Source organism: Arthrobacter agilis (assembly GCF_002953615.1).
In the GTDB taxonomy this organism is placed as follows: domain Bacteria; phylum Actinomycetota; class Actinomycetes; order Actinomycetales; family Micrococcaceae; genus Arthrobacter_D; species Arthrobacter_D agilis_B.
Window position 1 is genome coordinate 2,277,795 of the sequence record NZ_CP024915.1, and the last position, 11,494, is coordinate 2,289,288.

The 11,494-nt window shown below is 67.5% G+C and carries 9 protein-coding genes; 2 read left to right on the forward strand and 7 right to left on the reverse strand.

Annotation, left to right across the window (positions count from 1 at the left end):
- Nucleotides 1–233: 233 nt before the first annotated feature.
- The 7 genes from CVO76_RS11125 to CVO76_RS11155 form a co-directional block, all read right to left on the reverse strand.
- Entirely contained in the window at nucleotides 234–1,631 is a 1,398-nt protein-coding gene (locus tag CVO76_RS11125; RefSeq protein ID WP_208739285.1) for an L-serine ammonia-lyase, read from the reverse strand.
- 174 nt (nucleotides 1,632–1,805) lie between these two features.
- Nucleotides 1,806–2,441 (reverse strand): sarcosine oxidase subunit gamma, encoded by a 636-nt coding sequence (locus CVO76_RS11130; RefSeq protein WP_208739286.1) that lies wholly within the window; start codon nucleotides 2,439–2,441, stop codon nucleotides 1,806–1,808.
- Nucleotides 2,434–5,376, reverse strand: coding sequence for a 2Fe-2S iron-sulfur cluster-binding protein (locus CVO76_RS11135; protein ID WP_208739287.1), 2,943 nt, complete (start codon nucleotides 5,374–5,376; stop codon nucleotides 2,434–2,436). The genes CVO76_RS11130 and CVO76_RS11135 overlap by 8 nt, the downstream gene beginning before the upstream one ends.
- Complete coding sequence (locus tag CVO76_RS11140) at nucleotides 5,373–5,789, reverse strand: sarcosine oxidase subunit delta (RefSeq protein ID WP_208739288.1); 417 nt, start codon at nucleotides 5,787–5,789, stop codon at nucleotides 5,373–5,375. The genes CVO76_RS11135 and CVO76_RS11140 overlap by 4 nt, the downstream gene beginning before the upstream one ends.
- A gap of 14 nt (nucleotides 5,790–5,803) precedes the next feature.
- Nucleotides 5,804–7,024 (reverse strand): sarcosine oxidase subunit beta family protein, encoded by a 1,221-nt coding sequence (locus CVO76_RS11145; RefSeq protein ID WP_432206096.1) that lies wholly within the window; start codon nucleotides 7,022–7,024, stop codon nucleotides 5,804–5,806.
- Nucleotides 7,021–8,319, reverse strand: a complete 1,299-nt coding sequence (gene glyA, locus CVO76_RS11150) for a serine hydroxymethyltransferase (protein WP_208739290.1) — start codon at nucleotides 8,317–8,319, stop codon at nucleotides 7,021–7,023. Before glyA ends, CVO76_RS11145 begins: the two co-directional genes overlap by 4 nt.
- Before the next feature lie 113 nt (nucleotides 8,320–8,432).
- Nucleotides 8,433–9,110 carry a GntR family transcriptional regulator gene (locus CVO76_RS11155; RefSeq protein ID WP_208739291.1) on the reverse strand — a complete coding sequence of 226 codons (678 nt, stop codon included), beginning with the start codon at nucleotides 9,108–9,110 and terminating at the stop codon, nucleotides 8,433–8,435.
- A 125-nt stretch (nucleotides 9,111–9,235) separates the two neighbouring features.
- On the opposite strand from CVO76_RS11155, the gene purU reads away from it, so the two are divergent.
- Both purU and CVO76_RS11165 read left to right on the forward strand, forming a co-directional pair.
- A complete protein-coding gene (purU, locus tag CVO76_RS11160; protein ID WP_208739292.1) occupies nucleotides 9,236–10,150 on the forward strand; it encodes a formyltetrahydrofolate deformylase in 915 nt (304 codons plus the stop codon).
- Nucleotides 10,151–10,205: 55 nt separating this feature from the next.
- On the forward strand, nucleotides 10,206–11,494 hold a 1,289-nt coding region (locus CVO76_RS11165; RefSeq protein WP_208739293.1), incomplete at its 3' end, for an FAD-dependent oxidoreductase.

Sequence of the window (11,494 nt, forward strand, 5' to 3'; positions counted from 1 at the left end):
ACCCTGACGAGTTTCGAGAACAAGGCGATCAAGGCCGGGCGGATGGTCTTCGACCTCACCTACCGCCGCCGCTGACGGGTCGGCGCCGATGGATCGACCTGGCAGATTCCCGTTCGATGACCGCTGATCCGGTCCGATGACGCAGGGGTCATGACCGGGGCGGCCGAGGACGGGACCGACACGTCAGGTCCCAGGTGCCGACCGTGCACCACCCGTTGGACGGTCGCTACTGCTCAGCACTCCACGACGTTGACGGCCAGCCCGCCCATGGCCGTCTCCTTGTACTTGGAGCTCATGTCCTTGCCCGTTTCCCGCATGGTGATGATGACCTCGTCGAGGGACACCCGGTGGACGCCGTCGCCCCAGAGCGCCATCTTGGCGGCATTGATCGCTTTCGCCGCGGCGATCGCGTTCCGTTCGATGCAGGGCACCTGCACCAGGCCACCGATGGGATCGCAGGTCAGGCCGAGGTTGTGTTCCATCGCGATCTCGGCCGCGTTCTCGACCTGCGAGGGGCTGCCACCCATCACTTCGGCCAGGCCGGCGGCAGCCATCGACGATGCCGAGCCCACCTCGCCCTGGCAGCCCATCTCCGCGCCCGAGATCGAGGCCTGTTCCTTGTAGAGGACTCCGACAGCACCGGCGGTCAGAAGGAACGTGACCACCACGTCGTCGCGATCCTGCCGGCTGGCATTCTGCATCCCGGGCGCGAAATGCAGGGCGTAGTACAGCACGGCGGGGATGATGCCCGCCGCTCCATTTGTCGGTGCCGTGACCACCCTGCCGCCGGATGCGTTCTCCTCATTGACGGCAAGAGCGATCAGGTTCACCCATTCCTGCCAGTACGCGGGGTCGTGGTCCTTGTCCTCCTTCAGCAGGCGGTCATGCCAGTCGGGGGCGCGCCGGCGGACCTTGAGCCCGCCGGGCAGCAGTCCCTCGCGGGTGAGGCTGACCTGCGCGCAGCTCTCCATGACCGAGTAGATGTGGAGCAGGCCCTGCCGGATCTCCTCCTCCGTGCGGCTGTCCTTCTCATTGGTCAGCATCACGTCGCTGATACCGAGGGAGGTCCGTCGGCAGTGGTCGAGCAGCTCTGCGGCGGTGCGGAACGGGAGCGGAAGCTCCTTCTTCGAGGACTCGAGTTCCTGCCGGGCGGCGTCCTCCTCCCCGTCCCGCACGATGAACCCCCCGCCGACCGAGAAGAACGTGGCCGTATGAAGGACCTGCCCGGCCGGGCCATGGACGGTGAAGGTCATGCCGTTGGTATGCCGCGGCAGGACCGTCAGGGGGCGCAGGACCATGTCCTCGACCCCGTAGGGCAAGGACACGCTTCCACCGAGCTCCAGGATGCCGGTGCCGGCGATGGCTGCCAGCCGCTCCTCCACCTCCTCGGGCTGGATCAGCTCGGGGTGGAACCCCTCGAGGCCGAGGAGGATCGCCGTCATCGTTCCGTGCCCGTGCCCGGTCGCAGCGAGGGACCCGTAGAGGTCGACCCGCAGTGATGCCACGTCGGCAAGGATGCCGGAGGCCTTCAGTTCCTCGCTGAACACCGCGGCGGCCCGCATCGGTCCGACAGTGTGCGAGCTCGAAGGTCCTATGCCGATGGAAAAGAGATCGAAGACTCCTACAGCCATGGTGCAGTTCCTTCGTGTCCGGAGTGGCCCGGCAGATGATCCTGTCGGAAAAGGGCATGGGCGATCCGTCCGACCGGGATGCACGAGGACCGGACAGGCGGATTCCAGGTCCGAGCTGTCGCCCCTCCCGGTGGCACCGAGCGATCCGGACAGCCCTGTCCGGACCGGGGACCGTCAGGGGACCTCGGGCGAGGCGTACTCGCGCATCGCGTCGAGGAGCCACCGGCCCAGGAAGTCCGCGAAGGAGGCGCGGGGGAAGATCCGGAAGCTTTCCTTCCCGGTCTTCTCGAGGACCACCGGGATGTTGCCCACCTCGGTGCTCAGGGCTGTTCCCGGGGGGAAGCTGCGCGGGTGCAGGTCCAGGGAGCAGCCCTTCTCCAGGACGGCACGGGCCCGGGTGCCGGAGAGTTCGAACGTGGTGCGGTTCGCGGACAGGTCCACCACCTGGCCCGGAGCCCCGCCCAGGGCGGCGGTGAGGGAATCGATGAGGGTGCCACCGAGCGAGTCGTGGACGTCCTCGGATGCGACCACCAGGAACTCGGAGGGTCCCAGCCAGAGGACCCGGACGCCGTCGGCGCCGCCCACGTCACCGCAGCGGAGCGGCAGGCCGCCGGCCACCGCGACGACCCGGGCGCCCTCCTCGGAGCGGGGGTCCACGCGGAGGCCCACCATGGTCCGGAACGGGCCCTCTCGGAGGACCACCGTCCCCTCGATGGAGCCGGCCTCCAGCGCGGCGGCCAGATGGGAGGCGGGGCTGCGCCGGATGTGCCGAAGCCCATTGATGCCGTTGAGTGCTGCTGTGTCAGCCATCCTTGCGGGTCCCTTCGGGGTCGAAAAGTACGGTCTCGGCGATGACGACCTCGACCAGCCGGTCGCCTGCGGCGGCCACCAGGGTCTCACCGATGCGGTTGCGGCCGTTCTTGATCAGCGCCAGGGCGAAGGTCCGCTCCAGGGCGGCGCTGGAGTAGCTGGAGGTGACGAAACCCTGCATCGGGACGGGACCGGAGGCAGGGTCGGTGCTGATGCCCTGCTCCACCAGCTGGGTCCCTTCGGGGAGCCGGAAGGAACGGTCCACGGGCAGCACGCTGACCAGGTGCTTGCGGTCCTCGCGCCCGGCATCGGCCCGGGCGTAGGACCGCTTGCCGATGAAGTCCTTGGCCTTGGACACCACCCATTCCATGCCCGCGTCCTGCGGGGTGACGGTGCCGTCGGTGTCCTGGCCGACGATCGGGTAGCCCTTCTCGGCGCGGAGCACGTGCATGGTCTCGGTGCCGTAGGGGGTGATGCCGAATTCGGCGCCTGCGGCTGCCACTGCTTCCCAGGTGTTCAACCCGTACCAGGACGGCACGTTGATCTCGTAGGCCAGTTCGCCGGAGAACGAGATCCGGCAGATCCGGGCCTGCACGCCGGAGGCGAGGGTGGTTTCGCGGAAGGTCATGAACGGGAAGACGTCCGCCTCCAGCCCCCCGTCCGCTGCCAGGTCCGGTGCCAGCTTGGCGATGACGGCCCGGGATCTGGGCCCGACGACGGCAATGGTGCTCCACTGTTCGGTCACGGAGGTGCAGTGCACGTCGAGGTCGGGCCATTCGGTCTGGAGCCATTCCTCCAGCCAGTCCAGGACCTTGGCGGCGCCGCCGGTGGTGGTGGTCAGGAAGTAGCGGTCGTCATCGAGGCGGAGGGTCACGCCGTCGTCGAAGATCATGCCGTCCGCCATGCACATGACGCCGTAGCGGGCGGAACCCGGGGCGAGCTTCTTGAAGGCGTTGGTGTAGATCCGGTTGAGGAATTCACCGGCGTCCTTGCCGCGGATCTCGATCTTCCCGAGGGTGGTGGCGTCCAGAAAGCCGACGGAGTCGCGGACGGCGGCGCACTCGCGCAGCACGGCTGCGTCCATGTCCTCGCCGGCGCGCGGGTAGTACCAGGGGCGCTTCCACTGTCCCACGTCCTCGAACAGGGCACCGTGGGCCTCGTGCCACGGGTGGATCGACGTCCTGCGAGCGGGGTCGAACAGTTCGCCGCGCTGGCGCCCGGCGAGTGCCGCGAAGGCCACGGGGGTGAACGGTGCGCGGTACGTGGTCGTGCCGATGTCGCCGATGCCGCGGGACGCTTCGCCCGCTGTGCGGAGTGCGGCGGCGATGACGCCGATCGCGTTGACGCCGGAGGTCTTGCCCTGGTCGTTGGCGGTACTGATCGAGGTGTAGCGCTTGATGTGTTCCACGGAGCGCATGCCGGCGCCGGTGGAGCGCAGGACATCGGCCACGGACTGGTCGCGCTGGAAGTCCACGAAGTGGGAGTGCCAGTCGTCCGGCGTGCCGGCCTGGCCCGGGACCAGCCACAGCTGGCGGGTCGGGGCGGAGGAGGTCGGCTCGCCGAGGGCGGACGGCTGCGTGGCGGACTCGAAGCCGGCGGCGGTGGCGGCGGATACCCCCGCGGAGATGCCTTCGGCCAGGACGTCCGCGAGGTCGAAGCTGCCGCGGCCGGAGCCGATGGTCTGCTGGTTCGGGACCACGGTGCTCGGCACGAAAGCGGCCAGCTCGTCGTCCCAGCGCAGCTTGCCCTGCCGCTGGGAGTGGAGGTGCACCAGCGGGCTCCAGCCGCCGGAGACCGCCAGCAGGTCGCAGGCGATCTCTTCGACGTCCGCGGTGAGTTCGCCGTCGTCGTTGATGCCGCGGACGGTGACGGCGTTCAGTCGGCCCGTGCGGTCCGCAGCGGTGTCCGCCACCGCACTGCCGGTCAGCACCCGGGTGCCGGCGTCGACGGCGGCGGCTGCCACCCCGGTGAGGCTGGGGCGGGCGTCGACGACGGCCGCCACCTCCACGCCGGCGGCGCGCAGGTCCGCGGCGAGTGCGTAGGCGCTGTCGTTGGTGGTGCTGATGACCACGCGCTGTCCGGCGGCGACGGCGTAACGGTTGAGGTAGCTGCGGACGGCGGAGGCCAGCATGATCCCCGGGCGGTCGTTGTTCTCGAAGACCAGGGGCCGTTCGTGGGCGCCGGGGGCGAGCACCACCTGTGCCGCACGCACGTGCCAGATACGCTGCCGGGAGACGCCGGGCGCTGCGGGGCTGGACAGGTGGTCGGTACGGTTCTGGACGGCGATCACGTAGTTGGCGTCGTAGGCGCCGAACGCGGTGGTCCGGTTGAGAACGGTGGACTCGGCACCGGACACCAGTTCCGCTTCGACGTCCGCCACCCAGTCCAGGGCCGGCTTCCCTTCGATGGTCTCTGCCGGCCCGGGAGCCGTGGACCCTGACAGGAGCGATCCGCCCAACTCGGGCTGGTCGTCGATCAGCATCACCCGGGCGCCGGTGCGAACGACCTCGCGGGCGGCGGCCAGGCCGGCGGGACCGCCGCCGATGACCAGGACGTCGGTGTGGACGTACTTCTTGTCGTACTCGGCACGGTCGTCCTCCGGGTCCAGCCTGCCCCGCCCGTCGAGCAGCTCCGCCGCCAGGCCGTCCACCAGGGTGACGGTCGTGGCCGGGAGCATGGACTCGGCCACGTGGCCGGGGAACCGTGGGTACACCTTCACCAGGGCGTTCGATTCCTCGACTCCGGCGGACATGATTCCTCGGGGGCGGTCCTCGTACAGCGAGTTGCCGACGGCGATCCGACCGTTGGCGAGCAGGGCGGAGGCGAGCGTGTCGCCGGGGTGGCCGGTGAACTCCTCGCCGTCCACGGTGAAACGCCAGGAGATGGTGCGGTCGATGCGTCCGCCGGTGGCGAGGCGGGCGTTCTGGGGCGTCACTTGGATGCTCCTTCCGGGGCGGTGGTGCCGGCTGAGGTGGCGGGGGCCGTGCTCGTGCCGGAGATGTCGGGAGCCGCTGTCCCGGTGGTGGTGCTGTCCGGGGCTGTGCTGGCGGTGCCGGACTCAGGTGCCGCGGCGGCTCTGTCCGGGCGGGCCGCGCCCATCGGGTAGACGGCCTGGATCTCGTAGGTCACGGTGTCGCGGAGCAGGTTGAACCACTGGCGGCAGCCGGTGCTGTGGAGCCAGCGTTCGGCGAAGGCCCCCTTGGTGTTGTCCCGGTAGAACAGGAACTCGGCCCACTGGCGGTCATCCAGCGCTGCCGGATCCTCGGGGTAGGGCACGTGGGCCTGGCCACCGTAGTGGAATTCGGTCTCGTCGCGGGAGCCGCAGTTGGGGCATGAGATGAGGAGCATGTCCGAACTCTCTTCTAGTGGGCCACGGCGGCCGCGCCGTGTTCGTCGATCAGGGCGCCGGTCTCGAACCGCTCCAGCGCGAACGGCTTGTTCAGGTCGTGCGGCGTCCCCGTGGCGATGGTGTGGGCGAAGGTGAGCCCGGCCGCGGGGGTTCCCTTGAATCCGCCGGTACCCCAGCCGCAGTTGACGAACATGTTGTCCACCGGCGTGGTGCCGATGATGGGTGAGGCGTCGAGCGTGGTGTCGACGATCCCGCCCCAGGTCCGCAGCACATGCGCCCGCGCGAAGATGGGGAACAGCTCGACGGCGGCAGCCATCTGGTGTTCGATCACGTGGAAGGATCCGCGCTGGCCGTATCCGTTGTAGGAGTCGACGCCGGCGCCCATGACCAGTTCGCCCTTGTGGGCCTGGGAGACGTAGACGTGCACGTGGTTCGACATGACCACGGTGGGGTGGACCGGTTCGTGCAGTTCGGAGACCAGTGCCTGCAGGGGGTGGGACTGGATGGGAAGCCGGAAGCCGGCCATCTCCGCCAGGACCGAGCTGTGGCCGGCAGCGCACAGCCCTACCTTCTCGGTGGAGATGGTCCCCCGGTTGGTCTTGACGCCCACGACGCGGTTCCCGTCCTTCAGGAAGCCCGTGACCTCGCAGTTCTGGATGATGTCCACGCCGAGCTCGTCGCATTTGCGCGCAAAGGCCCAGGCCACGTGGTCATGCTTCGCGATGCCGGCGCGCGGCTGGTACGTGGCGCCCATGACCGGGTAGCGGATGTTGTCGCTGATGTTCAGGATGGGGCACAGTTCCTTGACCTGCTGGGGGTCGAGCCACTCGGCATCCACGCCGTTGAGCTTGTTCGCCCCGACCCGGCGCATGCTCTCGCGCACATCCCCCAGGGTGTGGGCCAGGTTCATCACACCGCGCTGGCTGAACAGGAAGTCGTATTCGAGCTCTTCGGGCAGGATCTCCCAGAGCTTGAGGGCGTGCTCGTAGATGGCCGCGCTCTCGTCCCAGAGGTAGTTGGAGCGGATGATGGTGGTGTTCCGGGCCATGTTGCCGCCGGCCAGCCACCCCTTCTCCAGGACCGCGATGTTGGTCATGCCGTGGTTCTTGGCCAGGAAGTAGGCGGTGGCGAGGCCGTGCCCGCCACCGCCGACGATCACCGCGTCATAGCTCTTCTGGGGGTCGGGGTTGTGCCAGAGGAAGTCCGGGTGCTCCGGAAGAAGATCGGCCATCATGCCACCTCGGTCGCGTCGGAGGAGAGGTTGGGGTAGAGAGGGAACTTGTGGGCCAGGATCTCGACCCGCTGCCGGAGTTCCGCCACGGTCTCGTCGCTGAACTCGCGCTTGAGTGCTGCGGCGATGATGTCCGCGACCTCGGTGAACTCCGTCCTGCCGAAGCCACGCGTGGCCAGCGCCGGTGTGCCGATACGGAGACCGGACGAGACCATGGGCGGACGCGGGTCGAAAGGCACTGCGTTGCGGTTGACCGTGATGCCGATCCGGTGCAGGCGGTCTTCGCCCTGCTGGCCGTCCAGTTCCGACGTGCGCAGATCCACCAGGACCAGGTGCACATCGGTGCCACCGCTGACCACGGTCACCCCTGACTCCGCGACGTCGGCGGACAGCATGCGTTCCGCGATGATGCGGGCCCCTTCCAGGGTGCGTTCCTGGCGGTCGCGGAATTCCGGCTCGGCAGCGAGCTTGAACGCGACAGCCTTCGCGGCGATGACGTGCTCCAGCGGACCGCCCTGCTGTCCGGGGAACACCGCGGAGTTGACCTTCTTGGCGATGGCGGCATCGTTGGTCAGGATCACACCACCGCGCGGGCCACCGAGGGTCTTGTGGGTCGTGCTCGTGACGATGTGGGCGTGAGGAACGGGGCTGGGATGGAGCCCTGCAGCCACCAGGCCTGCGAAATGCGCCATGTCCACCATCAGGTAGGCGCCTACCCGGTCCGCGATGCGGCGGAACTCGGCAAAGTCCAGCTGCCGGGAGTAGGCGGACCAGCCGGCGACGATCAGCTGTGGATTGTTCTCGACCGCCAGGCGCTCGACCTCGGCCATGTCGATCAGGTGGTCTTCCTCACGCACCCCGTACGGGACGACCTTGTAGAGCTTGCCGGAGAAGTTGATGCGCATCCCGTGTGTCAGGTGGCCACCGTGCGCGAGGTTCAGCCCCAGGATGGTGTCGCCGGGCTGGATGAGGGCGAACATCGCCGCTGCGTTGGCCTGGGCACCTGAGTGGGGCTGCACATTCGCGAATTCGGCACCGAACAACGACGTGAGGCGGTCGATGGCCAGCTGCTCGATGACGTCGACGTGCTCGCAGCCGCCGTAGTACCGCTTGCCCGGGTAACCCTCGGCGTACTTGTTGGTCAGGACGGATCCCTGCGCCTCCATGACCGCGGTCGGGGCGAAGTTCTCGGAGGCGATCATCTCGAGAGTGCCCTGCTGGCGTGCCAGTTCCTGCTGCATGGCGGCATGGACCTGGGGATCGGTCTCTGCGAGCGAGCGGGTCAGAACGTCGACCATCGTTGTCTCCTATGGCTGCAACTAATATCCGTTTGATATATTAGTAGTTAGCCATAAGTATTCTACTGTCCCTCCAGGGTGTCAACAGCGTGGCGCGGTTCGGGCGATACGCCTCAGGCGGCGAAGAGCGCTTCGCGCACCGCGTGCTCGAAACCACTGACGTGGATCCGCGCGAGTTCCGCGGCCCGGGCCTCGTCTCCGTCGATGACCGCGCGCAGCAGGTCCACATGCTCGTGCACATGACGGGAGAGGTCGGGCAGGCGGTCCAGGACCATGCACCAGATCCGCGTCGCCAGATTGTCGTAGCGGATCAGGACGTCCTCGAGGTGGGGGTTGCCGGCCGCCGCGTAGATGCCCTGGTGCACGCGGGCATCCAGGCGCAGGGTCTCGACGACCGAAGCAGCACTCGTGTCGAAGGACTCGACCGCGCGGATCACGGCGCGCAACTGCTCCTTCATCGACTCCGTCGCCACCCGCGCTGCCCGGGAGGCGGCAAGCGGCTCGAGCTGGGTGCGGATCTCGGAGATGAACGCGAGGTCGGTGACCTCCACCCGGGTGGCGAAAGTACCCCTCCGTGGATAGGAGACGACGAGGCGGTCCAGCTCCAGCCGCTTCAGGGCTTCACGCACCGGGGTCCGGCCGACGCCGAGGTCCTTGGCGAGGGCGTCGTCGTTGATGAGGTCGCCAGGCTTGATGTCGAGCATCAGCAGCCGGTCCCGGATGCGCTCGTAGGCCACATCGGCCAACGACCTCTTTGCCTCATCGGCGGCTGCCAGAACTTCCAAAGCCATGACGCGAATCCCTTTCCCCTTCGAGCCGGGAGGGCTCTTGACCCTCACCGCATCACCAGTATACGCTCTCGTCCAGTTGTAATATATCAGTGTACGACGTTTGAATATATTCAGAAGGAGGAGACATGACCCTAGTGGCGACAGATTCATCGACCAGCACGCTGCCCCAGTCGGAGGCCCGTGCGGAAGACCAGACGCAGAGGTTCGTGCTGACGCTGTCATGCGTCGAACGTGCGGGCATCGTCCAGGCACTCACCACCTTTCTCTTCGAACGTGGCTTCAACATCGACGAGCACCAGCAGTTCGATGACGGCCTCCGCCAGACACTGCATCTGCGCTCCGCCTTCTCGGGCTCCTCGGCCTACACCCCGGAGCGGCTCCAGGAGGAGTTCCGCCCCATCGCCGACCTCTTCGACATGAAGTTCAGCTTCCATGACCAGACGAAGCAACGCATCCTCGTGATGGTGTCCAAGTTCGGCCACTGCCTGAACGACCTGCTCTTCCGCTGGCGCGGCGGCAGCCTGGGGGGTGAGATCGCCCTCGTGGTCTCCAACCATGAGACCCACCGGGCCATGGCCGAGGCCGCCGGCCTCCCCTTCATCTACCTCCCGGTCATTCCCGAGACGAAGTCGGATGCCGAACGCCGCCTGCTGGAACTGGTGGACGAGCATGACATCGACCTCGTCGTGCTGGCCCGGTACATGCAGGTCCTGTCCGACGACCTCTGCCGCGCCCTCGAGGGCCGTGCGATCAACATCCACCATTCGTTCCTTCCGGGATTCAAGGGTGCACGCCCCTACCACCAGGCCTACGATCGCGGCGTGAAACTGGTCGGCGCAACGGCCCACTACGTGACGGCGGAACTGGACGAAGGGCCCATCATCGAACAGGAAGTGATCAGGGTGGACCACAGCTATGGACCGACCGCCCTTTCGACGGTCGGCCAGGACGCCGAAGCACTGGCTCTCTCACGCGCGGTGCGGTGGCACTGCGAGCACCGCGTGCTGCTGGACCGGACCAGCACCGTCGTGTTCCGGTAAGCACGAGCCCCCAGACCAGCACGGACAACCCATGGATATCAGCAGGAGAAGCCACATGGCATCGACGCCAAACATCGTCATCATCGGAGCTGGGATCGTCGGCACGAACCTCGCGGACGAACTGGTCACCCGGGGATGGAACACCATCACGGTCCTGGACCAGGGGCCCCTGAACATGCCCGGGGGTTCCACGTCCCACGCCCCGGGTCTCGTCTTCCAGACGAACCCCTCGAAGACCATGGCCTCGTTCGCCAAATACACCGTCGAGAAGTTCCTGTCCCTGACCGAGGACGGCGTCAGTTGCTTCGACCAGGTCGGAGGCCTCGAAGTCGCCACCACAGAGGCACGCCTGGCGGACCTGAAGCGGAAGCTCGGATATGCCGCTTCCTGGGGAATCAGTGGGAAGATCCTCTCCAGCGCCGAGTGCAAGGAGCTCTACCCGCTCCTGAACGAGGAGGACATCCTGGGCGGGCTCCACGTCCCGACCGACGGTCTGGCGCGTGCCGCCCGTGCCGTCCAGCTGCTGATCAAGCGCACGGAAGCCGCAGGCGTCCAGTACCTGGGCAACACCACGGTCACGGGCATCGAGCAGTCCGACCGTCGTGTGACCGGGGTCGTGACTCCGGACGGTGTCATCCCCGCCGACATCGTGGTCTCCTGCGCAGGCTTCTGGGGCGCCAAGATCGGCGAGATGATCGGCATGGTCGTCCCCCTCCTCCCCCTGGCCCACCAGTACGTGAAAACCACTCCGGTGCCGGCCCGCACGGGCCACAACGAACTTCCCGATGGAGCGTCGCTGCCGATCCTGCGTCACCAGGACCGGGACCTCTACTACCGCGAACACGGCGACCGCTACGGCATCGGTTCCTACGCGCACCGTCCCATGCCCGTGGACCTCGATGACCTGGGCTCCTACGACCCGGCCGGCATCAGCGACCACAACATGCCCTCCCGTCTCGATTTCACCCTGGAGGACTTCCTCCCGGCCTGGGAGGACACCAAGCAACTGCTTCCGGCACTGCGGGAATGCGAGATCGAGGACGGCTTCAACGGCATCTTCTCCTTCACGCCCGATGGCGGGGCCCTGGTGGGTGAGTCCAAGGAGCTCGACAACTTCTTCGTGGCCGAAGCCGTCTGGGTGACCCACTCGGCCGGTATCGCCCGGGCCGTCGCTGAACTCCTGACCACCGGCACGTCCCAGATCGACCTCGGTGAATGCGACATCCACCGTTTCGAAGAGGTCCAGCTGACCCCCGAGTACGTCAGCGAGACGTCCCAGCAGAACTTCGTGGAGATCTACGACGTCCTGCACCCGCTGCAGCCCAAGCTGTCCCCCCGCAACCG